19 protein-coding genes and 5 tRNA genes are annotated in these 22,312 nt (G+C 72.7%); 16 read left to right on the plus strand and 8 right to left on the minus strand.

What is annotated here, in order from left to right:
* Positions 1–59: 59 nt before the first annotated feature.
* From IE265_RS22075 to IE265_RS22095, 5 genes are all read left to right on the plus strand, one after another.
* Positions 60–131, plus strand: a tRNA-Gln gene (locus IE265_RS22075).
* A gap of 41 nt (positions 132–172) precedes the next feature.
* Positions 173–245 (plus strand) — tRNA-Glu (locus IE265_RS22080).
* A gap of 62 nt (positions 246–307) precedes the next feature.
* Positions 308–380, plus strand: a tRNA-Glu gene (locus tag IE265_RS22085).
* A 16-nt stretch (positions 381–396) separates the two neighbouring features.
* A tRNA-Gln gene (locus IE265_RS22090) sits at positions 397–468 on the plus strand.
* Positions 469–497: 29 nt separating this feature from the next.
* Positions 498–570, plus strand: a tRNA-Glu gene (locus tag IE265_RS22095).
* A 153-nt stretch (positions 571–723) separates the two neighbouring features.
* Here the strand turns inward: IE265_RS22095 and ndgR are convergent.
* Positions 724–1,440, minus strand: a complete 717-nt coding sequence (gene ndgR / locus IE265_RS22100) for an IclR family transcriptional regulator NdgR (RefSeq protein WP_010984119.1) — start codon at positions 1,438–1,440, stop codon at positions 724–726.
* Positions 1,441–1,632: 192 nt separating this feature from the next.
* Between ndgR and leuC the strand changes: the two genes are divergently transcribed.
* The 4 genes from leuC (at position 1,633) to IE265_RS22120 (ending at position 4,984) form a co-directional block, all read left to right on the plus strand.
* On the plus strand, positions 1,633–3,066 hold the full coding sequence (leuC, locus tag IE265_RS22105; protein ID WP_190037390.1) for a 3-isopropylmalate dehydratase large subunit: 1,434 nt from the start codon (positions 1,633–1,635) through the stop codon (positions 3,064–3,066).
* A gap of 5 nt (positions 3,067–3,071) precedes the next feature.
* Positions 3,072–3,665 carry a 3-isopropylmalate dehydratase small subunit gene (leuD, locus tag IE265_RS22110; protein ID WP_190037391.1) on the plus strand — a complete coding sequence of 198 codons (594 nt, stop codon included), beginning with the start codon at positions 3,072–3,074 and terminating at the stop codon, positions 3,663–3,665.
* Between the two features lie 302 nt (positions 3,666–3,967).
* Complete coding sequence (locus IE265_RS22115; RefSeq protein WP_190037392.1) at positions 3,968–4,198, plus strand: SCO5555 family protein; 231 nt, start codon at positions 3,968–3,970, stop codon at positions 4,196–4,198.
* A gap of 138 nt (positions 4,199–4,336) precedes the next feature.
* Positions 4,337–4,984 carry an HU family DNA-binding protein gene (locus IE265_RS22120; protein ID WP_190037393.1) on the plus strand — a complete coding sequence of 216 codons (648 nt, stop codon included), beginning with the start codon at positions 4,337–4,339 and terminating at the stop codon, positions 4,982–4,984.
* Positions 4,985–5,052: 68 nt separating this feature from the next.
* Here IE265_RS22120 and IE265_RS22125 read toward each other — a convergent pair whose 3' ends face one another.
* Both IE265_RS22125 and cofC read right to left on the minus strand, forming a co-directional pair.
* Positions 5,053–5,256, minus strand: coding sequence for a hypothetical protein (locus IE265_RS22125; RefSeq protein WP_190037394.1), 204 nt, complete (start codon positions 5,254–5,256; stop codon positions 5,053–5,055).
* Between the two features lie 176 nt (positions 5,257–5,432).
* Entirely contained in the window at positions 5,433–6,065 is a 633-nt protein-coding gene (gene cofC, locus IE265_RS22130; protein WP_190037395.1) for a 2-phospho-L-lactate guanylyltransferase, read from the minus strand.
* Between the two features lie 168 nt (positions 6,066–6,233).
* Here cofC and IE265_RS22135 point away from each other — a divergent pair, with 168 nt between their 5' ends.
* From IE265_RS22135 to IE265_RS22145, 3 genes are all read left to right on the plus strand, one after another.
* A complete protein-coding gene (locus IE265_RS22135) occupies positions 6,234–7,031 on the plus strand; it encodes a lysophospholipid acyltransferase family protein (protein ID WP_190037396.1) in 798 nt (265 codons plus the stop codon).
* The gene (locus tag IE265_RS22140; RefSeq protein ID WP_190037397.1) at positions 7,028–8,047 is read left to right on the plus strand and encodes an NAD(P)H-dependent glycerol-3-phosphate dehydrogenase; all 1,020 of its coding nucleotides are present in this window, start codon (positions 7,028–7,030) and stop codon (positions 8,045–8,047) included. The genes IE265_RS22135 and IE265_RS22140 overlap by 4 nt, the downstream gene beginning before the upstream one ends.
* A gap of 102 nt (positions 8,048–8,149) precedes the next feature.
* Positions 8,150–9,307, plus strand: a complete 1,158-nt coding sequence (locus tag IE265_RS22145) for a D-alanine--D-alanine ligase family protein (RefSeq protein WP_190037398.1) — start codon at positions 8,150–8,152, stop codon at positions 9,305–9,307.
* A 65-nt stretch (positions 9,308–9,372) separates the two neighbouring features.
* On the opposite strand, the gene IE265_RS22150 is transcribed toward IE265_RS22145, so the two are convergent.
* Both IE265_RS22150 and IE265_RS22155 read right to left on the minus strand, forming a co-directional pair.
* Positions 9,373–9,882, minus strand: coding sequence for a DUF3515 domain-containing protein (locus tag IE265_RS22150; protein WP_190037399.1), 510 nt, complete (start codon positions 9,880–9,882; stop codon positions 9,373–9,375).
* Positions 9,883–9,902: 20 nt separating this feature from the next.
* Complete coding sequence (locus tag IE265_RS22155; RefSeq protein ID WP_173263517.1) at positions 9,903–10,136, minus strand: Lrp/AsnC ligand binding domain-containing protein; 234 nt, start codon at positions 10,134–10,136, stop codon at positions 9,903–9,905.
* A gap of 206 nt (positions 10,137–10,342) precedes the next feature.
* On the opposite strand from IE265_RS22155, the gene IE265_RS22160 reads away from it, so the two are divergent.
* Entirely contained in the window at positions 10,343–11,308 is a 966-nt protein-coding gene (locus IE265_RS22160; RefSeq protein ID WP_190037400.1) for a thiamine-phosphate kinase, read from the plus strand.
* Entirely contained in the window at positions 11,305–12,099 is a 795-nt protein-coding gene (gene thiD, locus IE265_RS22165; protein WP_190037401.1) for a bifunctional hydroxymethylpyrimidine kinase/phosphomethylpyrimidine kinase, read from the plus strand. The genes IE265_RS22160 and thiD overlap by 4 nt, the downstream gene beginning before the upstream one ends.
* Before the next feature lie 227 nt (positions 12,100–12,326).
* On the opposite strand, the gene rpmB is transcribed toward thiD, so the two are convergent.
* Positions 12,327–12,512, minus strand: a complete 186-nt coding sequence (gene rpmB / locus IE265_RS22170; protein ID WP_073491182.1) for a 50S ribosomal protein L28 — start codon at positions 12,510–12,512, stop codon at positions 12,327–12,329.
* A 248-nt stretch (positions 12,513–12,760) separates the two neighbouring features.
* Between rpmB and IE265_RS22175 the strand changes: the two genes are divergently transcribed.
* Positions 12,761–14,575, plus strand: a complete 1,815-nt coding sequence (locus IE265_RS22175) for a DAK2 domain-containing protein (protein WP_190037402.1) — start codon at positions 12,761–12,763, stop codon at positions 14,573–14,575.
* Positions 14,576–15,094: 519 nt separating this feature from the next.
* On the opposite strand, the gene IE265_RS22180 is transcribed toward IE265_RS22175, so the two are convergent.
* A complete protein-coding gene (locus IE265_RS22180; protein WP_190037403.1) occupies positions 15,095–18,049 on the minus strand; it encodes a tetratricopeptide repeat protein in 2,955 nt (984 codons plus the stop codon).
* Positions 18,046–19,884, minus strand: a complete 1,839-nt coding sequence (locus IE265_RS22185; RefSeq protein ID WP_190037404.1) for an HSP90 family protein — start codon at positions 19,882–19,884, stop codon at positions 18,046–18,048. The genes IE265_RS22180 and IE265_RS22185 overlap by 4 nt, the downstream gene beginning before the upstream one ends.
* Before the next feature lie 162 nt (positions 19,885–20,046).
* On the opposite strand from IE265_RS22185, the gene recG reads away from it, so the two are divergent.
* Positions 20,047–22,281, plus strand: coding sequence for an ATP-dependent DNA helicase RecG (gene recG / locus IE265_RS22190; protein WP_190037405.1), 2,235 nt, complete (start codon positions 20,047–20,049; stop codon positions 22,279–22,281).
* The last annotated feature ends 31 nt before the right edge of the window (positions 22,282–22,312 follow it).

The raw sequence follows: 22,312 nt of genomic DNA on the forward strand, positions 1-22,312 counted from the left end.
AAGGCCGGGAACAGGAGGCGCAAGCTAAAACAAGATCCCCTCCGGGGATGGCGTTTCAGTGGCCTATGGTGTAATTGGCAGCACGACGGTTTCTGGTTCCGTTAGTCTAGGTTCGAGTCCTGGTAGGCCAGCTCGCAGAGCTCATCTGCACCGCGGAGACCAGCTCCGCAAAGCCCCCGTTGTGTAGCGGCCTAGCACGCTGCCCTCTCAAGGCAGTAGCGCCGGTTCGAATCCGGTCGGGGGTACAGATCCTTCCCAGGGGGACAGTCCGGGTCGCACCCGCTGACTCTCATGCAGGATCGCTAGGGCCCCCGTTGTGTAGCGGCCTAGCACGCCGCCCTCTCAAGGCGGTAGCGCCGGTTCGAATCCGGTCGGGGGTACTGGTCTAAACCACCATGGGCTATGGTGTAATTGGCAACACTACGGTTTCTGGTACCGTCATTCTAGGTTCGAGTCCTGGTAGCCCAGCTCCGCATCAGCGGAAACGCATGATGCAGGCCCCCGTTGTGTAGCGGCCTAGCACGCCGCCCTCTCAAGGCGGTAGCGCCGGTTCGAATCCGGTCGGGGGTACAACGAGAAGAGGCCCTCCCCATTCGGGGAGGGCCTCTTCCGTGTTCGTCCCGAGTTCTCGGCGGGAGGGACGGCAACTGCGGCCGGTCGCTGCGGCGTTGGAGCGACCGGCCGGTATCGCCGGTTGGGTGCGGGTCGGTTCGGCGCGGTACGTCAGCCCGTACGGCGCAGGGCCTCCGAGAGGCGTCCGGCCGCGTCGATGACGGCCTGGGCGTGCATACGGCCCGGGTGGCGCGTCAGGCGCTCGATCGGTCCGGAGACGGAGACGGCGGCCACGACGCGGTTGGAGGGTCCGCGCACCGGCGCGGAGACGGACGCGACGCCCGGCTCGCGCTCGCCGATCGACTGGGCCCAGCCCCGGCGCCGGACACCCGACAGGGCCGTCGCCGTGAAGCGGGCGCCCTGGAGTCCGCGGTGCAGGCGCTCCGGCTCCTCCCAGGCCATCAGGATCTGCGCCGACGAGCCGGCCTTCATGGTGAGCGTCGAGCCGACCGGGACCGTGTCCCTGAGGCCCGAAAGGCGCTCCGCCGCGGCGACGCAGATGCGCATGTCGCCCTGGCGGCGGTAGAGCTGCGCGCTCTCGCCCGTGACGTCGCGCAGATGCGTGAGCACCGGGCCCGCCGTCGCGAGGAGGCGGTCCTCGCCGGCGGCCGCGGCCAGCTCGGCCAGCCGCGGGCCGAGGATGAACCGGCCCTGCATGTCGCGCGCCACCATGCGGTGGTGTTCAAGTGCCACGGCGAGGCGATGTGCCGTGGGTCGTGCCAGTCCGGTCGCCGCGACCAGTCCCGCGAGGGTGGCCGGACCGGACTCCAGGGCGCTCAGGACAAGGGCTGCCTTGTCCAGAACGCCGACGCCGCTACTGTTGTCCATGAAACGATACTCGCGTCTCACTCTGTGAAACGCAAGTTCAATTTCCGGTGGAACGCGCCACCCTTGTACACACAGTGGCCCGCGGACCAACGGGCCCGGCGGACGACGTCCGGTACGAGGGGTAACGGACGTCCACCGCCCCGTAAATCTCTAGTTGGGCCGGCGCCACACAAGCCGGCCGGAGGGAAAGCGATGGGTAGGACACTCGCGGAGAAGGTCTGGGACGACCACGTCGTCCGGCGCGCCGAGGGCGAGCCCGACCTCCTCTTCATCGATCTGCACCTGCTGCACGAGGTGACCAGCCCGCAGGCCTTCGACGGTCTGCGTCAGGCGGGGCGCCCGGTGCGCCGCCTCGACCTCACCATCGCCACCGAGGATCACAACACCCCGACCCTCGACATCGACAAGCCCATCGCGGACCCGGTCTCCCGGGCCCAACTGGAGACGCTGCGCAAGAACTGCGCCGACTTCGGCGTGCGCCTGCACTCGCTGGGCGACGTCGAGCAGGGCGTCGTGCACGTCGTGGGGCCGCAACTCGGCCTGACCCAGCCCGGCACGACGGTCGTGTGCGGCGACTCCCACACCTCCACGCACGGCGCCTTCGGCGCGCTCGCGTTCGGCATCGGCACCTCCCAGGTCGAGCACGTGCTGGCCACCCAGACGCTGCCGCTGGCCCGCCCGAAGACCATGGCCATCACGGTCGACGGCGAACTGCCCGACGGCGTCACCGCCAAGGACCTGATCCTGGCGATCATCGCCAGGATCGGTACCGGCGGCGGCCAGGGCTACATCCTGGAGTACCGCGGCCCGGCCATCGAGAAGCTCTCGATGGAGGCCCGGATGACCATCTGCAACATGTCGATCGAGGCCGGGGCCCGCGCGGGCATGATCGCGCCGGACGAGACCACCTTCGCCTACCTCAAGGGCCGCGCCCACGCGCCCGAGGGCGAGGACTGGGACGCGGCCGTCGCGTACTGGAAGACCCTGAGGACGGACCAGGACGCGGAATTCGACGCCGAGGTCGTCATCGACGGCGCCGCGCTCTCGCCGTTCGTCACCTGGGGCACCAACCCCGGGCAGGGCCTGCCGCTTTCGGCGTCCGTCCCCGATCCTGCTTCGTACGAGGACGCTTCGGAGCGCCTCGCCGCCGAAAAGGCCCTGGAATACATGGGGTTGGACGCCGGGCAGCCGCTGCGCGACATCAAGGTGGACACCGTCTTCGTAGGTTCGTGCACCAACGGCCGCATCGAGGACCTGCGCGCCGCCGCGTCGATCGTCGAGGGCCGCAAAGTCGCCGACGGCGTAAGGATGCTGGTGGTCCCCGGCTCCGCGCGGGTCGGTCTGCAGGCCGTCTCCGAGGGCCTGGACGTGGTCTTCAAGGAGGCGGGCGCCGAATGGCGGCACGCGGGCTGTTCGATGTGTCTGGGCATGAACCCCGACCAGCTGGCCCCCGGTGAGCGCTCCGCGTCCACCTCGAACCGCAACTTCGAGGGCAGGCAGGGCAAGGGCGGCCGCACGCACCTCGTCTCGCCGCAGGTCGCGGCGGCGACCGCCGTACTGGGCCATCTGGCCTCGCCGGCCGACCTGTCCGACGCGCCCGCCGCCCGTACGCCCGCTGGAGTCTGAGAGCCATGGAAGCATTCACCACGCACACCGGCCGGGCCGTCCCGCTGCGCCGCAGCAACGTCGACACCGACCAGATCATCCCCGCCCACTGGCTCAAGAAGGTGACCAGGGACGGTTTCGAGGACGGGCTGTTCGAGGCCTGGCGCAAGGACCCGTCGTTCATCCTCAACCAGCCCGAGCGCGAGGGCGCCACGGTCCTGGTGGCTGGCCCCGACTTCGGTACGGGCTCCTCCCGCGAGCACGCCGTGTGGGCGCTGCAGAACTACGGCTTCAAGGCCGTCGTCTCGTCCCGCTTCGCCGACATCTTCCGCGGCAACTCGCTCAAGAACGGCCTGCTCACGGTGGTTCTGGAGCAGAAGATCGTGGACGCGCTGCAGGAACTCGCGGAGCGGGATCCGCAGGCCGAGATCACGGTCGACCTGGAGGCGCGCGAGGTGCGCGCCGAGGGCATCACGGCGGCCTTCGAGCTCGACGAGAACGCCCGCTGGCGGCTGCTGAACGGGCTGGACGACATCTCCATCACCCTGCAGAACGAGGCGGACATCACCGCGTACGAGGCCAAGCGGCCCTCGCACAAGCCGCGGACCGTCCAGGTCTGACCTCCCCGGCGACCGCGGACTGCGCCGGTCCCGGCCGGAACGGCCCTCCGCGCGGCTGATCCCAGCCGCCGCAACAGGCCTCTGTACCCCCAATCGTGGACGGTTGGGGGTACATCTGTGTCCGGCTCCGAAAGGGGTGTTCCGGCCCCTTTGTTTGGCTTCAACTGCCCTTGTTTCAACGGTGCTTGGTGGGGTAGCCGAGCGGAGGCGGAGCCTGGCGGGCAGGTGCGCAGGAGGCCCTGGGGAGGCGGTAGTTACCCCCTGCGCAGGCGACAACTCGCCCCAGATGGCACAATCTGTGCATGGAACACGACGGCCAACTCGAGCTCTATGCGGCGGTCGCGTCCCAACTCAAGGAAGCGCACACAACAGTGCGCGCACTGCAAGTCCCGGAGGGCGTACGGATGGCGCTGACCCGGAAGCTGCTGGTCATTACGGCCGCGGCCAAACACGATCTCGCCGACGCGACAAGGCGGCTGGAGCGGTTCACGACGGACCTCGACGAGGGCCGATTCCCCGAAGAGGAACGCTGAGGGACTTCCCCGCAGCCCGAGTTCGTTGCGGCACAAGGGTGATTAGCCCGTTTCGTGTTTGATTTGCGGTATATATCTGCCTAACGTGCGAAAAAGCTTGAACACTTTCGTTCTGGCAATGTCTCCGAAGGGGAAGACGTGAACAAGGCGCAGCTCGTAGAAGCGATTGCCGACAAGGTCGGCGGGCGTCAGCAGGCCGCGGACGCGGTCGACGCCGTACTGGACGCGATCGTCCGTGCAGTTGTCGGCGGTGACCGGGTCTCGGTCACCGGCTTCGGCTCCTTCGAGAAGGTGGACCGTCCGGCCCGCTACGCCCGCAACCCGCAGACCGGCGAGCGCGTTCGGGTCAAGAAGACCTCCGTGCCCCGCTTCCGCGCGGGCCAGGGCTTCAAGGACCTGGTGAGCGGCTCGAAGAAGCTCCCCAAGAACGACGTCGCGGTCAAGAAGGCGCCCAAGGGCAGCCTCTCCGGCGGCGCCTCCGCCACGGTCAAGAAGGCCGCGGCCAAGAAGGCCACGACCGCCAAGAAGGCGGCGGCGAAGCGCACCACGGCCGCCGCGAAGAAGACCACGGCCGCCGCCAAGAAGACGACGGCGAAGCGCACCACCGCCACCGCCAAGAAGACGACGGCGAAGAAGACCGCGGCCACCGCGAAGAAGACCACGGCCACGGCCAAGAAGACGACGGCCAAGAAGGCCCCGGCGCAGAAGGCCGCCGCCAAGAAGGCGCCGGCCAAGAAGTCGGCCGCTCGCAAGACCACCGCCAAGAAGGCCACCGCCCGTCGGTAGGCCGAGGCCGTCGGGGTACTCACGCGCCGGGCCGGGCTCCCTCTGGGGAGCCCGGCCCGCGGCGTTCCTCAGAACGTCTGGAGCGTCACCAGGGTGATCCGCAGTGCCGTGCCCTCGCCGTCCGTCTCGATCCTCACCCGTTGCCCCGGACGGAGCAGCCGCAGGCCGCCCCTGTCGAACGCCGGTCCGTCGAAGGGCACGGGGGTGCCGTCGTCGAGCAGCACCTGTCCGCTGCGGGTCTCGGGGTCGTACGTGTACGCGGTCGCCTGCATGCCGAAAGCGTATGCGCTCCGCTCGGGGGGTGGGGGTGGGTGGCCCTTGTCGGGGCTGTGCGGGTGTGCGGGGGTTGTTCGCGCCGTTCCCCGCGCCCCTGAGGGGTGGCGGGTTCGATGGTGCGGGGGTGCTCGCGCCGTTCCTCGCGGTCCTGAAGGGCTGGTGGCGCGGGTGGTCAGAGGGCGTTGAGGGGTTTCACCGCCTGGGTCGTGTGCGGGCCCACGCCCAGGAGCAGGGCGGCGCGCAGGTCCTCGCCGGTGTCGACGTCCTGGCGTACGGAATCCACGGCGTCCAGCAGGAGTTCCGCGGCGCCCGAGGCGCGGTGGCGGGCCCGGGAGTCCGCGCCGAATGCGGGGAGCAATTCCAGACCGGCGGAGGCGGCCAGAAGAGTTGTTCCGATTCCGGCGGCGTCCGGCAGGAAAGCGCGCGGGAATTCGGCCGCCGCGGCCAGGACACGCGCCAATTCCGGTGGGCGCAGTGCCGGCAGGTCCGCGTTCAGCGCCGCCAGCGGGCCCCGGGGCCCCCGGGAGCGTACGACCGCGGACCCGTGCCGCAGGGCGGCGTTCAGGCCGCCTCCCGGCTCGTCCGGGACGATCCGGGCACCCAGGGCGGTCAGCTCGCGTCCGGCGAGCGGGTCGTCCGTGACTACGGCCACATCGCCGACGGCCGGGCAGGCCAGCGCCGCGGCCACGGTGTCCTGCGCGAAGGCGAGGGCGAGGCCGGGACGCAGACCGTCCGAGGCCGTGTCCGAGAGCCTGCTCTTCGCCCGCGCCAGGGCCTTCAGAGGTATGACCAAGGTCCACCGCACGAGTGCTCCGTCCCTCCCTTGTCGCACATATTGTGACGTGGCGGCCCCGAAGGTCCGGCGTCAGGGAGGGCGGTGGCCGGAGACGGGCGGGCGTACGGTGTTCTCGACAGACAGTCGGCCTGGAGCGACACTTGTGCGGCCCCCCAGGCCCAAGAGGAAGGTGCCCGCGTGCCCCGCCGCAGAATCAGCTTCTGGTACCGCTTCGCAGCGGTCCTCGTTAAACCGCCGCTGGTGGTTCTGATCAAGCGGGACTGGCGCGGAATGGAGAACATTCCGGCTGAGGGTGGATTTATCACCGCGGTCAACCACAATTCCCACGCGGACCCCTTCGCGTACGGACACTTTCAGTACAACACCGGCCGGGTGCCGCGTTTCCTCGCCAAGAGCGGCCTTTTCAAGAAGGGCTTCGTCGGGGCGGCCATGCGCGGGACGGGCCAGATCCCGGTCTACCGCGAGAGCAGCGACGCGCTCAGCGCCTACCGTGCCGCGATCGACGCCGTGGAGCGCGGCGAGTGCGTCGCCTTCTATCCCGAGGCGACCCTCACCCGCGACCCCGACATGTGGCCGATGACCGGCAAGACGGGCGCCGCGCGCGTGGCCCTGGAGACCAGGTGCCCGGTGATCCCGGTGGCCCAGTGGGGCGCCAACCTGCTGCTGCCGCCGTACGCGAAGAAGCCCGACATCCTGCCGCGCAAGACGCACCAGGTGCTCGCGGGCCCGCCCGTGGACCTGGCGCGGTTCTACGACAAGGAGATGACCCCCGAACTCCTCAAGGAGGCCACCGAGGTCATCATGGCGGCGATCACCGCCCAGCTGGAGCTGATCCGCGGAGAGAAGGCCCCCGCGACACCGTTCGACCCGCGCCAGGTGCGCATCGAGCAGCGGCGCAGGTCGCTGACCCAGGTCGAGCGGGAAGCACGGGAGCTGACGGCGGACGCGGAGCACGAGAAGGAGCGCGGCAAGTGACGACATCCGGTGGACCCGTCAAAGCGGCTGTCTTCGGGACCGGATCGTGGGGCACGGCCTTCGGCATGGTTCTCGCCGATGCCGGCTGCGACGTGACGCTGTGGGCGCGGCGGGCCGAACTCGCCGACGCCGTCAACTCCTCGCGGACCAACCCCGACTACCTGCCGGGCATCGAGCTCCCGGAGAACCTGCGGGCCACCACCGACGCGGCGGAGGCCGCGCGCGACGCCGACTTCACCGTGCTCGCCGTGCCCTCGCAGACGCTGCGCGGGAACCTCGCGGAGTGGGTGCCGCTGCTCGCTCCCGGCACCGTGCTGGTCTCGCTCATGAAGGGCGTCGAACTCGGCTCGGCGATGCGGATGAGCGAGGTGATCGAGGACGTCGCCAAGGTCGGCGCCGACCGGGTCGCCGTGGTCACCGGACCCAACCTGGCCCGCGAGATCGCCGCCCGCATGCCGGCCGCCGCGGTGGTCGCCTGCGACGACGGCGAGGTCGCCCGGCGGCTGCAGGCGGCCTGCCACACCCCGTACTTCCGCCCGTACACCAACACCGACGTGGTGGGCTGCGAACTCGGCGGCGCCGTGAAGAACGTGATCGGCCTCGCCGTCGGCATCGCTGACGGCATGGGACTCGGCGACAACGCCAAGGGGTCGCTCATCACCCGCGGGCTGGCGGAGACCACCCGGCTCGGCCTGTCCATGGGCGCCGACCCGCTGACGTTCTCCGGACTCGCCGGGCTGGGCGACCTGGTGGCGACCTGCTCCTCGCCGCTCTCGCGCAACCACACCTTCGGCACCAACCTCGGCCGGGGCATGACCCTCCAGGAGACCATCGCGGTCACCCGGCAGACCGCCGAGGGCGTCAAGTCCTGCGAGTCCGTACTGGACTTGGCGCGCAGGCACGGAGTCGACATGCCCATCACCGAGACGGTCGTCGGCATCGTCCACGAGGGCAAGCCCCCGGTGGTCGCCCTGAAGGAGCTGATGTCGCGCAGCGCCAAGCCCGAGCGACGCTGAGCGACCGTCCGGACGACGCTGAGCGACCGTCCGCGCGACGCCGGGCGACCGGGGCCCGCGGACGCTGACTCGGTGCCTGCCACCGGGTACTCTCAACGCGATATGAGCACCGAGAACCTCCCCCAGAGCACCGAGCAGCAGCTCCGCAAGCCGCGTGTGGCCGTCGTGTTCGGCGGCCGCAGCTCCGAACACGGGATCTCCGTGGTCACCGCCGGCGCGGTCCTGCGTGCCATCGACCGGACGAAGTACGACGTCCTGCCGATCGGCATCACACAGGACGGCCGCTGGGCGCTCACCGCGGACGAGCCCGAGCGGATGGCCATCGTCGACCGGCGCCAGCCGAACGTGGAGCAGCTCGCGGAGTCGCACGAGGGCGGAGTGATCCTGCCCGTCGACCCCGCCAACCGCGAGGTCGTCTACAGCGAGCCCGGTTCGGTGCCGAAGGCGCTCGGCGAGGTGGATGTCGTCTTCCCGCTGCTGCACGGCCCCTACGGCGAGGACGGCACCCTCCAGGGACTGCTGGAGCTGTCCGGTGTCCCGTACGTCGGCGCGGGTGTGCTCGCCTCGGCCGTCGGCCAGGACAAGGAGTACATGAAGCGCGTCTTCACCTCCTTCGGCCTGCCGGTCGGCCCCTACGAGGTCATCCGCCCCCGCGAGTGGGAGCAGGACCCCTCGGCCGCCCGCAAGAAGATCATCGACTTCGCGGGGGAGCACGGCTGGCCGCTCTTCGTGAAGCCCGCGCGCGCGGGCTCGTCGATCGGCATCACCAAGGTCGACGACCTGGGCGGCCTCGACGAGGCGATCGAGGCGGCCCGGCACCACGACCCGAAGATCCTCGTCGAGGCGCTGCTGCGCGGCCGCGAGATCGAGTGCGGCGTCCTGGAGTTCGAGGACGGACCGCGGGCCTCCGTACCGGCCGAGATCCCGCCGGTGCAGTCGCACGCGTACTACGACTTCGAGGCGAAGTACATCGACTCGACCCCCGGTCTCGTGCCCGCCCCGCTGACCCCCGAGCAGACCGCCGAGGTCAGGCGGCTCGCGGTGGACGCCTTCGACGCCGCGTCCTGCGAGGGCCTGGTCCGCGCGGACTTCTTCCTCACCGAGGACGGGGAGTTCGTGATCAACGAGATCAACACGATGCCCGGCTTCACGCCCATCTCCATGTACCCGAAGATGTGGGAGGCGACCGGCGTGGGCTACCAGGAGCTGGTGGACCGCCTCATCCAGGCGGCGCTGCGCCGGCCGACGGGACTGCGCTAGCCCGGTTCCGCGAGGCGAGGGGCCGCCCGGACGAGGCGGCCCGCTCCGCCCCTTCGAGGGGCGTGCTAGTCGGCGATCCCCTCGGGGATCGCCTTCTTCATGGCCGGGGCCAGATCGACGAGCAGGGACGAGGCGTCCCTGCCCGCGGGCGCGGTCACCTCGACGTACGCGCGGCGATTGGCGCTGGTGAAGCGGTACGCCCCGGCGTCCCGCTTCTCCATGAGCCAGTCGACGCCGTTCACGCCGCCCGGCACCGCGTCGGGGTCGTTGCCCTCGGCGACCTCGGGATCGGCCATCTTGGGCGGTCGCTCGACACCGCAGCGCAGTATGATCGCCGGGCTTCCCCAGCCCGCGGTCAGGGCGGACCGGGGCTCGGGATCCTTCCGGCCCAGGCCGTCCACCTTCTGCGGCAGCTCCTTGTCCAGGTTCCGGCACAGCTCCGAGACCTTCGTGTCCGGGCTGGGAACCGCGGTGGTGGAGTTGTCGTCTGCTGAGGAGCAGCCAGTGGCCGCGATCAGCAGAACGAGGGCGGGCGGCCCGAGGCGAGAGATGTGCCGGTGACGGAAGAAGTCCACCGGCAAAGGGTAGACGGGGGCTACAGGTGCACGACCGGGCAGGTCAGCGTTCGCGTGATGCCGTCCACTTGCTGGACTTTCGCGACCACCATGCGTCCGAGTTCGTCGACGGTGTCGGCTTGGGCCCGCACGATCACGTCGTACGGTCCTGTCACGTCCTCGGCCTGGATCACCCCCGCAATCTTGCTGATCGTGTCGGCGACGGTCGACGCTTTGCCGACCTCCGTCTGGATCAGGATGTACGCCTGTACCACGGAACCTCCAGGGCGGCCACGAGGATCATGTGGGGAAAAGGAACGCCACGGTATCGCGTCGCCGCACGCCGCGGGGAGACCCACGGGGGCTGCGGCTCGCGCGTTGGGGTGCAAGCAGTGCAGACGTTGACGGTCGACTCGACCGTACCCAGGTCGGAGGCGGCCCGCGACCGGGCGGACGCAGGAACAGAAGGAGACGTACGACGATGAAGGGCACCGTGGGCGAGCTGGGGGAGTTCGGGCTCATCAAGGAGCTCACCTCGCGGCTCACCACCACTCCGGCGGTCCGCGTCGGACCGGGCGACGACGCCGCCGTGGTGGCCGCCCCCGACCGCAGGGTCGTGGCGAGCACCGACATCCTCCTGGAGGGGCGGCACTTCCGCCGCGACTGGTCCACGGCGTACGACGTCGGGCGCAAGGCTGCCGCGCAGAACCTCGCGGACATCGCCGCGATGGGCGCCGTGCCGACGGCGCTGCTGCTCGGGCTGGTCGTCCCGGCCGAACTGCCCGCCACCTGGCCCTCCGAGCTGATGGACGGCCTGCGCGACGAGTGCCAGGTCGCCGGCGCGGCCGTGGTCGGCGGCGACGTCGTACGCGGCGACACGATCACCGTGGCGATCACCGCGCTGGGTGACCTGCGCAACCACGAGCCGGTGACGCGGGCCGGGGCCCGCCCCGGTGACGTGGTGGCCGTGACGGGCTGGCTCGGCTGGTCCGCCGCCGGGCACGCGGTGCTCTCCCGCGGCTTCCGCTCGCCGCGCGCCTTCGTCGAGGCGCACCGGCGCCCGGAGCCGCCGTACCACGCGGGCCCCGCGGCGGCCGGTCTCGGCGCGACCTCGATGACGGACGTCAGCGACGGACTGATCGCCGACCTCGGGCACATCGCCGAGGCCAGCAAGGTGCGCATCGACGTGCGCTCCGGGGCCGTCGACATCCCCACCCAGATGAACGACATCGGGCAGGCCGTCGGAGTCGACCCCATCCAGTGGGTGCTGACCGGCGGCGAGGACCACGCGATCGTCGCGACGTTCCCGCCCGACGTGAAGCTGCCCGCCCGGTGGAAGGTGATCGGCGAGGTGCTCAACCCGTCGGCGCTGCCGCAGGTCACCGTGGACGGGGCGCCGTGGACCAGCAAGGGCGGCTGGGACCACTTCGCGGACATCGAGTCATGAGCGCCGCGCCTCCCCGGGTGCTGACGGTCGCGGGCTCCGACTCCGGCGGCGGCGCCGGAGTCCAGGCGGACCTCAAGACGATGCTCGCGCTCGGCGCGCACGGCATGAGCGTGCTCACCGCCGTCACCGCGCAGAACTCACTGGGTGTGCAGGGGGCCTGGGAACTGCCGGTGGACGCGGTGCGCGCCCAGTACCGCAGCGTCGTCGACGACATCGGTGTCGACGCGGTCAAGACCGGCATGCTCGCCTCCGCCGAACTCGTCGAGGCGGTGGCCGAGCTGATCGCGGGCACGGACGTGCCCTGCGTGGTCGACCCGGTCGGCGTCTCCAAGCACGGGGACCCGCTGCTCGCCGCCTCCGCCCTGGACTCCGTACGGAAGCGACTGCTGCCCGTCGCGACGGTGGCGACGCCGAACCTCGACGAGGTGGCGCAGCTCACAGGCGTACGGGTCGAGTCGGAGGACGGGATGCGGCGCGCGGCCGGGGCCGTGCTGTCCTACGGGCCGGCCTGGGCGCTGATCAAGGGCGGCCATCTGGCGGGGGACGCCGTCGACCTGCTGACGGACGGGTCGGCGGAGTTCTGGCTGAGGTCGCCGCGCCACGACAACCGGCACACGCACGGCACGGGCTGCACCCTCGCCTCGGCGCTGGCGTCGGAACTGGCGAAGGGCCGCCCGGTGCCGGAGGCGGCGGCGGCCGCGAAGGAGTACGTCACCGGGGCGATCGCCGCCGGGTTCGCGCTCGGGGGCGGCATCGGACCGGTGGACCACGGGTGGCGCTTCCGGTCCTGAGCGCCGGGAGCGGCGAATCCCGGGACGCGGCGGGCGCCCGGAGCCGGGTGCTCCGAACCCGGGAGCCGAGCGGTGGTCACGGCCTCCGGTGCGTGCCGGGGGCGCACGGGGGAGTGCGCGTGGGTCCGCGGACGGACCGGTGCGTCCCGGGCACAGCAGAAAGCCGGCCCACCGAGGTGGACCGGCTCAAAGCAGCGAACCAGCAGTGGCCGCGCGCTGGCAGATCGTCAGCGCGAGACCTTGCCGGCCTTGATGCACGAGGTGCAAGCGTTCACGCGCTTCGGCGTCCCGCCGACCACGGTACGGACGCGCTGGATGTTCGGGTTCCAGCGACGGGGCGTACGGCGGTGGGAATGCGAGATGCTGTTGCCGAAGCCCGGCCCCTTGCCGCAGACGTCGCAGTTGGCAGCCACGGGTCACTCCAAAGACTTCAGATGCTCTTACGGATGATCCCGGCATGCCGGGATCAGGATCTAGGATCTGAGTGGCGGTGCCAGGAGGAAGGCCCGATGGGATCGGGCAACCGGAGCAGCATACAACGACTGCGTCCGTGCAACGAAACTACCATGTTCCGACCGGTTGCCTCCCCGAGGCCTCCTCCTGCGGACACCCGCCCGGGGTCTACGCTGCGTCGGACGTTCGGCTGCTCAAGGAGGCGCAGGTGCCGCAGGTGCCGCAGACATTGGACGCATCCGCGGTACGCGCCTGGTGCGGTCTCGCGCTGGAGGCCCTCGGCCGGGCCCGCGAGGAGATCGACGCGATCAATGTCTATCCCGTGGCCGACGGGGACACCGGCACCAACCTCTACCTGACCGTCGAGTCGGCGGCCGCCGCGGTCGAGGCGGTCTTCGCGGCGCACGCGGCAGTGGCGGGGGACCCGCGGCTCCCCGGCGGGCCGTCCGTACCGGGCGGACCCGCTGCGTCCGGGCCTCCGGAGCCCGGCGGGCCCGGTGCCCCGGGAGGGCGGCCGACGCTCGCCGACGCCGTGCGGGCCATGGCGCACGGCGCGCTCATCGGGGCCCGCGGCAACTCCGGCACGATCCTCGCGCAGCTCCTGAGGGGCATGGCCCAGGTCCTGGCGGCCGACGGCGACACCGCGCACACCGACGGACCGGGTCTCGGGCTCGCGTTCCGCCACGCCGCCGACGCGGCCCGGCGGGCCGTCGCGCACCCCGTGGAGGGCACTGTCCTCACGGTCGCCTCCGCGGCCGCCGACGCGGCGTCCGCCGCGGGCGGGGACTGCGGGACGGTCGCACGGGCCGCGTACGAGGGCGCCCGTACGGCCCTCGCGGCGACCCCGGGGCAGCTCGCGGTCCTGGAGCGGGCCGGTGTGGTCGACGCCGGCGGCCGGGGGCTCGTGGCCGTCCTGGCCGCGCTGGTGGAGACGTTCACCGGGGAGGCACCGGCCTCGGCGGGCGTACCCGTGCTCGCCCGGCAGGTCCGCGCCGGCCGGGTCGGGACACCCGCGGGCGCGCGCGACGACTCCCCGGAGCCGGCCGGTCCCGCGGGCGCGGTGGAGGAGTGCTCCGACGGGACGCCCGTGCCGGAGGGGCCCGCCTTCGAGGTGATCTACCTCCTGGAGGCGCAGGACGCGGCCGTGGACCGGCTGCGGGCCCGCCTCGACGCGCTCGGCGACTCTCTCGTCGTGGTCGGCGGCGACGGCCTGTGGAACATCCACGTGCACGTCGACGACGCGGGCGCGGCCGTCGAGGCCGGTGTCGAGGCGGGACGCCCGCACCGCATCCGGATCACCCACTTCGGACTCGGCGACGCGCACACGGCCGCCGCGGCGGGGCGGCCGGTCCGGGAGCGGATCCAGCGCGCGATCGTGGCCGTCGTGCCGGGCGAGGGTCTGGCGGGGCTCTACGCGGAGGCCGGGGCGACCACGGTCCTCGCGCGCCCCGGCGAGCCGCCCGCGAGCGGTGAGCTGGTCGAGGCGGTCAGGCGGGCGCACGCCCGGGAGGTCGTGCTGCTGCCCAACGACGCGGATCTGCGGCACACGGCGGCGGCAGCGGCCGAGCAGGCCCGCACCGAGGGCGTCAGGGTGGCGCTGATCCCGACGCGTTCCGCGGTGCAGGGGATCGCCGCGCTCGCCGTGCACGAACCAGGGCGGCGGTTCGACGAGGACGTCGTCTCGATGACCTCGGCCGCGGGAGCCACGCGGTACGCCGAAGTCGTCGTCGCGGAGCGGCAGTCGTGGACCATGGCGGGCATCTGCCAGGCCGGTGACGTCCTCGGGCTGATAGACGGCGACGTGGCCGTCATCGGCGACGACGTCACGGCCACGGCCGACCTGATCCTGAACCGGATGCTCGCGGCGGGCGGTGAGATGGTCACGCTCGTGCTCGGGGACGCGGCCCCCGCCACGATCGCGGCCCACCTGGAGGCGCGGGTCCGGGAGTCGTACCTCGCCGTCGACACGGTCGTGTACCGGGGCGGGCGCCAGAGCGCCCTGCTCCTCATCGGCGTCGAGTAGCGGGGGCCCGCGGCACCCGCCGCCCCGGCCGGGCGGGGAGCGTCGCCCGGTGCGGGCGGAGGCGTTCGCTGTCCCGGGAGCCGGGAGCCGGGAGCCGGGAGCCGGGAGCCGGGAGCCGGGAGCCGGGAGGCTGCCGTGGCCCGACGGCCCCGGCCGCCGTGCCTCCTGCCCCCGCCCCCGCCGGCCATTCCTCCGTCGGTCCGCCGACTCCCCGGCGGCCGTGCCTCCCGGCTCCCGCCGGTGTCCCGGCTTCCGCCGGTCCGCCCGGGCCGGCCGGGTCCTTGGCTTCCGCCGGTCCGCCCGGGCCGGCCGGTTCTCCGGCCTCCGTCGGTCCGCCGACTCCCCGGCGGCCGTGCCTCCCGGCTCCCGCCGGTGTCCCGGCCTCCGCCGGTCCGCCCGGGCCGGCCGGGTCCTTGGCTTCCGCCGGTCCGCCCGGGCCGGCCGGTTCCTCGGCCTCCGCCGGTCCGTCGGGCTGCCCGCCGTCGGCTGCCCGGTCGCCGTGCGGGGGCGCGTGCGGGGCTAGTCGCGGCCCGCCGCTCCCTCGGTCGCCCGCAGCAGCCGTTCGGCCTCGGTGCGGCGGGCCGCGACCGTCTCGTCGCTCCCGTCCGCCCCGGCGTACGCGTCCAGCACGGCACGCGCGTGCTCCGCCGCCCGGGCGGGGCGCTCCAGGTCGGCCTCCAGCAGCCCCGCGGTGAGTCGCGCCCCCGTACGGCTGTGCAGCGCCTCCTCGCCCAGGGAGGTGAAGCCCTCGACGGCCGAGCCGACTTGGGTGAGCGCCTCCTCGAACAGGGCGCGGCTCAAGGCGGCTTCGGCGGTGTCGTGCGCGGACCTGGTGAGCAGGTCGGCGAACTGCCAGTGCGTCCGGGCGAGTTCGTGCGCCAGCCGCGCACGCTCCTCCCCGTTTCCCTCCCCGTCCCCCGGCGCGGCCCCGCCGCACGCCTCGACCGCCTCGTTCATGAGCGCCCGGGCCCTGTCGAGCCCCGACCCCTCGTCGCGGACGGCGAGCCAGGCGCCGGCCCGCAGGGCGCGGATCAGCCCGTGCGCGTTGCCGAGGGTCCGCCACAGGTCACCGGCGCGCCGGTAGGCCTGCTCGGCCTGAGGGAGCAGTCCCGCGTGGCCGAGCGCCTCGGCGGCCAGGTGCGCCAGCATCGCGTGGTCGCGCTGCTCGGGCCAGTGCCGTGCTGTGTCGGCGGCCTTGAGCCAGCGCTCGGCCGCCTCGCGGTGCTCGCCCAGCTCGGTGAGGCAGTCGCCGAGCCACCACAGGGTCTGCACGATCGCGCCGTCGCCGTGCGTGCCCGCGTCCAGTTCGGGCAGCGCCGACTCCAGGATCTCCGCGGCCTCGGCCCAGCGGCCCTGCCTCAGCAGGAACCCGCCGAGCTGGTGCCGCGCCCAGGCGCCCAGCGTGGAGCCCTCTCCGCCCTCGTCGGCCCAGTGCGCGGCCTCCAGGGCGTGGTCCGCGGCGGGACCGTACCGTCCGGAGTCGCCCAGTACCTCGGCCAGTTGGAGGTGCAGCTGAGCCTGCCCGACGGCCTCCAGGAACGGGGCGCCGTGCTCCAGCGCCGCACGGGCGGCCCGCTCGGCGGTCCCGGGGTCGTCGAGGTGGCGCGCGAGCGCGGCCAGCCTCGCCTCGTACTCCACGGCGAACCACGGCAGCCCGGCGTCCACGAACGCCTCCGAGGCCCGCGCGAGCAGCTCGGCTGCCTTCTCCGCGTCCCCGGTGTGCGCGGCCAGCTCCCCGAGCATCGCCTGCGCCTCCGCGGCGCGCGCGGCGGCCAGGACGCCGTTCCCGGCCTCCGGACCCGCGAGGGCCAGCAGCTCGTGCGCGGCCGTGACGGCAGCCCCGTACGCCTCTTCCGCGGTCCGGCCGCCGTCCTCCTCGGCGGCCTCGTGCACCCGCTGGAGCAGGATGCGCGCCCGTGCCATCAGCACGGAGGCCGCCTGCGGCACACCGGTGCCGTCCTCCGCGAAGAGCGTGAGCACCTGCTCGTACGGCTCCGCGACCGCGGCCAGCGCCTCGTCGGAGCGGCCCGCAAGCGCCTGCGCGTAGGCGCCGCGCGCGTGTGCGGCCAGGGCCTCGCCCGGGTCGCCGGCCTCCGCGTACAGCCGGCCGGCGCGGGCGAAGAGGTCGACGCCCTCGGGGCCGAGGCCCATCGCCCGGTGGTCGGTCATCTCCGCGTGGTCGCGGGGGGAGGGCTCCTCGTCCCCGAGCGCCCGCTCGACCGCGGCCCAGGCGGCGACCGAGTCCGGGTGCAGGGTGTCCGACAACCGGCGGGCCTCGGCGAGCAGCGCGGGCAGCCCGGGCCCGTCGGCGGGCGCGCTGTCCGGCACGGGCGTCCGGGGCGCCCGGGAGGCGGCGGTGCCCGCCGAGCGGACGCCCAGCGGCAGCCGCTCGACCAGCGGGGAGCGGTCCATGCGCCTCCGGACCCGGTCGCTCACATGTGCCGTGCCGTTGCGCTCGTCGAAGCGCCCGGCCGCCGCGAGTGCCTCCGCGCGCGCGTGCACGGCCAGCTCACCGGCGGTCCAGGTGCGTCCCGCCGGTCCCGGCACGGTCTGCCGGCCGAGGCCCAGCGAGACCAGCCGGTCCATGAGGAGGGCGACCACGGCCAGGAAGTCCATCCGGCTGCGCGGCTCACCGGTGTCCGTGAAGTACGCGGGCCGCTCCGCCAGCAGCTCCAGGGCGCGCGCCTCGTTGCCGGTGAGCGCGCAGAACTCCACGTGGTCCGCGTACGCCCCGCGCATGCTCTCCATGGGGCGCACGAGCCGGAAGCCGCGCAGATGGTGGGCCCGGGCCTCGTCCGGACGACCGAGGCGCAGCAGGGGCACCAGCGAGGAGGCGAGGACCGCGTGCGGTTCGTGGGCGCACACGTGCTCGCCCTCCAGGACGGGCCGCCACAGCTCCAGGGCCTCGGCGTCCTCGCCGCGCTCCGCCTGCCACGAGCCGTGGTCGTGCAGTTCGCAGGCGTGGCAGTCGGCCATGCTGTCCCGGTCGGCGGCCAGCCACGCGGTGTACGCCCGTTCGGCCCGCGGCAGGTCACCGACATGCCGGGCCACGCTGAACTCGGCGCTGCGCACGGCCCGTTCGGAGTGCCCGGCGAGCCGGTACCGGTGCTCCATCTCGCCGAGCCACTTCTCGATGGAGGCGAGCGGTATGTGCGGCTGGCCGAGCATCCCCGCGGACACCCACTTGAAGACCCAGTGCAGGGAGTGGATCTCGTACTCGTCGAAGTCCGACGGCCGTTCGTCCCACATGCGCAGCAGGCGCGCGAAGGGCACGAACATCCGGTCCTTCTCGGAGCTGTAGTTGTAGACCTTCAGCTGGTGTCCGAGCGCCTCGATGACGGCGAGCGGGATGTTGAGCCCCTCGGCCTCGGTGAGCAGGTGCTCGGCCCGCGCGTTGCGGGCGGGGCCCTCCGGCTGCTCGTAGTTCTCCTGCATCGCCCGGCGCAGGGTGTCGAAGTCCTTGATCCCGCTCATCGGCGGCCCTCCTCCGGGGAGTCGCTGTGGGTGGCCCATTCCAGGAGGCCGATGAAAGCCCGGTTGAGGAGCGCCGAGTCGGCGGGCCGCAACGGGCGCTGCGCCATCAGCAGCGCCTGCCCGTAGAGCGACTCCGTCGCCGTCCCGATCAGCTCCGGGTCGCCGAGCGAACTGATGCGGCGTACCAGCGGGTTGAGGTGGTTGAGCACGAGACGCGCGCGCGGGGCGCTGCCGCGCAGCGAGCCCAGGATGCCCGCCCACAGGTCGTCGGCCTGCTCCTCGGCCTCGGCACGCGCCTGTTCGTGGCGGGCCGCCCGGTCGTCCAGGTGGAGCGCGGGCACGGAGAGCGGGTGGAAGGCGCGCAGCACGACGTCGCACCCCAGCGGGTCGAGTTTCGCCCGCGCGGCCCCCAGGAACGCCGACAGGGCCAGCTCCTGCGCCGGGTCCACCGCGTCGAGGTGCGCGGTCACGGTGTCGGCGTCCAGCTCCGCGACGACCGTCCCGGGACGCACCGAGGGCAGTGCCTCGACCAGTTCGCTGTCGTACGTGTAGCCGCCGTTGACGACGCCGACGCCCTGCGCGGAGGCGATCGGGGCGACCTGGCGGTACTCCTCGACGGTCCGCGTGAAGTGCACGACGGGATGCCGCCGGGCGAACTCCTCCAGGGACAGCCGTCCGTCGGTCGTCTCGAAGGGCAGCCACGGCAGCATCGTGCGCAGCATCGCGGAGTCGTGCCGGGCCAGGGACTTCACGCCCAGGTGGTGCACCGAGAGGAACGCCGCGAGCCGCTCCGGGTCGCCCGCCGCGAGTCCGGTCAGCCAGGACCTGATCCGCTCGCCGAGCGCCTCCCGTACCGCGGCCAGGGTCTCGTCCTCGTACAGGGACTCCCTGGACGCGGTGGGCCGCAGGCTGTCCGTGTCCAGCACGCAGCGGACGAAGAACGCCCAGTCGGGCAGGAGTTGGTCGGCCCGCTCGGTGAGCAGCATGCCCTTCAGGTGCACACGGTGGCCCGCGCGCTGCGCCGGGCTGACCGCGGAGGGCAGCACGTACGCCACCCCGCGGATCCCCGCCAGCGGCACGTCCAGGTCGATCGAGTCCAGCGGTTCGAAGCCGAACAGCCCGGCGCAGTGCCGGGCCAGGGCCACCCTGCGGGCGGCGGGACCCGGGTACGGCCGGTTCCAGGGCGCCGGCAGGTCCGTGACCGCCTCGTCGCCCACCCGTACGTCGTAGGGCAGCAGTGAGCCGAACTCGCGGGCCAGCGCGAGCACCCGGTCCTCCGCGAGCCAGTCGGCGGCGCCGGGCCGGGCCACCAGGTGCACGGTGGTGCCCGGTTCGGCGCGTGCCTCGTGCGGCAGCGTACGGACGGTGTACGAGCCGTCGTCGGTCGCCGTCCACTCCACGGGCGGGGCGTCGGGCGTGCGGGCGCTGCGGCTGACGACCCGGATGCGCTCGGCGACGACGAAGCAGGCGAGCAGGCCGATGCCGAACTGGCCGAGGAAGTCGGAGCGCGCCGACTCCAGCGCGTCGCCCCGCTTGGAGCTGCGGCCGATGGTGGCCAGGAGGGAGTGCACGTCGGCCTCGGTCAGCCCGATCCCGGAGTCCTCCACGCGCAGGGTCCCGTCCTGCGCGAAAAGCCGCACCAGCGCGGGTGCTTCGGGCTGCTCGGCGCGGAGGGCCGTGACGGCGTCCACCGCGTTCTGCAGCAGTTCGCGCAGATAGACCTTGGGACTGGAGTAGAGGTGGTGGGAGAGCAGGTCCACGAGGCCGCGCAGGTCGACCTGGAACGTATGAGGTGACTGGGGTGCCTGAGATGACTGTGAGGTCTGGGAATCCATCGTCGCAGCGCCGGTGGGGGGACGGGCGACGGCGCGGGGTAGGGCGGTCCCGCACAAGGGTGACCGCGAAGCGGGCCGGGCGCGCCATCCTAGGCCGCGAACGACCCGCCTGACCAGCGGATTTCCCGGACGTATACGGCATTGTCAGCGCCGTGGTGTGCAATGGATCCCGTGCCCGCGCTCGAAGAACCACCGAAACAACCACTGAAGCAACCGCTGAAGTCGGTACTCGGACCAGCCACCGCGAAGGTGATGGCCGAGCACCTCGGCCTGCACACCGTCGGAGACCTGCTGCACCACTATCCCCGCAGGTACGAGGAGCGGGGCCGGCTCACCCATCTCGCCGACCTGCCCATGGACGAGCACGCCACGGTGGTCGCCCAGGTGGCCGACGCCCGCCTGCTCACCTTCGCCTCGTCCAAAGCACCCCGGGGCAAGGGCCAGCGCCTCGAGGTGACGATCACGGACGGCAGCGGCCAACTCAAGCTGGTCTTCTTCGGCAACGGAGTGCACAAGCCCCACAAGGAGCTGCTGCCGGGCACCCGCGCCTTGTTCGCCGGCAAGGTCTCCGTCTTCAACAGACGCCTCCAACTGGCGCACCCGGCGTACGAGCTGCTGCGCGGCGAGGACGCGACCGAGACGGTGGACACCTGGGCGGGCGCCCTGATCCCGCTCTACCCCGCCACCGCCAAGCTGGAGTCCTGGAAGATCGCCAAGGCGGTGCAGACCGTGCTGCCCAGCGCGCACGACGCACTCGACCCGCTGCCCGACTCCCTCCGCTCGGGCCGGGGCCTGGTCACCCTCCCCGAGGCCCTGCTCAAGATCCACCGCCCGCACACCAAGGCGGACATCGAGGACGCCCGCTCCCGGCTCAAGTGGGACGAGGCCTTCGTCCTCCAGGTCGCGCTGGCCCGCCGCCGGCACGCCGACGCGCAGCTCCCGGCCGTGCCCCGCCGGCCCTCGCCGGACGGCCTGCTCACCGCCTTCGACGCCAAGCTCCCCTTCACCCTCACCGACGGACAGCTCAAGGTCTCCGGAGAGATCTTCGGCGACCTCGCCACCGACCATCCGATGCACCGGCTGCTCCAGGGCGAGGTCGGCTCGGGAAAGACCATGGTCGCGCTGCGCGCCATGCTCGCCGTGGTGGACGCGGGCGGCCAGGCCGCCATGCTCGCGCCCACCGAGGTGCTCGCCCAGCAGCACCACCGGTCCATCACCGAGATGATGGGGGGGCTGGCCGAGGGCGGCATGCTCGGCGGGGCCGAGGAGTCCACCAAGGTCGTGCTGCTGACCGGGTCGATGGGGGCGGCCGGCCGCCGTCGTGCCCTGCTCGACCTGGTCACCGGCGAGGCGGGCGTCGTCATCGGGACGCACGCGCTGATCGAGGACAAGGTGCAGTTCCACGACCTGGGCCTGGTCGTCGTCGACGAGCAGCACCGCTTCGGCGTCGAACAGCGCGACGCCCTGCGCGGCAAGGGCAAGCAGCCCCCGCACCTCCTGGTGATGACCGCCACACCGATCCCGCGCACCGTCGCGATGACCGTCTTCGGCGACCTGGAGACATCCGTCCTGGACCAGCTCCCCGCGGGCCGATCGCCCATCGCGACCCACGTCGTCCCGGCCGCCGACAAGCCCCACTTCCTGGCGCGCGCGTGGGAGCGCGTGCGCGAGGAGGTCTCCAAGGGACACCAGGCGTACGTCGTCTGCCCCCGCATCGGCGACGAGGAGGACGACCCCAGGAAGGCCAGGAAGAAGGCCGCGGCCGAGGACGAGGCGGACAGGCGCCCGCCCCTCGCGGTCCTCGACGTCGCGGGCGAACTCGCCGCGGGACCGCTCCAGGGCCTCCGGATCGAGATCCTGCACGGCCGCATGCCCCCCGACGACAAGGACGCCGTGATGCGGCGCTTCGCCGCGGGCGAGACGGACGTCCTGGTCGCGACGACGGTCATCGAGGTCGGGGTGAACGTGCCCAACGCCACAGCCATGGTGATCATGGACGCCGACCGGTTCGGCGTCTCCCAGCTCCACCAGCTGCGCGGCCGGGTCGGCCGGGGCTCGGCGGCCGGGCTGTGCCTGCTGGTCAGCGACATGCCGGAGGCGAGCCCGGCCCGCGGGCGGCTGACCGCGGTGGCCTCGACCCTCGACGGCTTCGAGCTCTCCCGCATCGACCTCGAACAGCGGCGCGAGGGCGACGTCCTCGGCCAGGCCCAGTCGGGGGCCCGCACCTCGCTGCGGATGCTCGCCGTCATCGACGACGAGGAGATCATCGCCGAGGCCCGCGAGGAGGCGACCGCGCTCGTCGCCGCCGACCCCGGCCTCACCTCGCTGCCCGGACTGCGCACGGCGCTGGACGCCCTGCTGGACGAGGAGCGCGAGCAGTACCTGGACAAGGGGTGAGCCCCGCCACGACGAGCGCCGACCGGGAGAG

Origin of the sequence: Streptomyces fructofermentans (genome assembly GCF_014651055.1) — a bacterium.
GTDB classification, from domain to species: Bacteria; Actinomycetota; Actinomycetes; order Streptomycetales; family Streptomycetaceae; genus Streptomyces; species Streptomyces fructofermentans.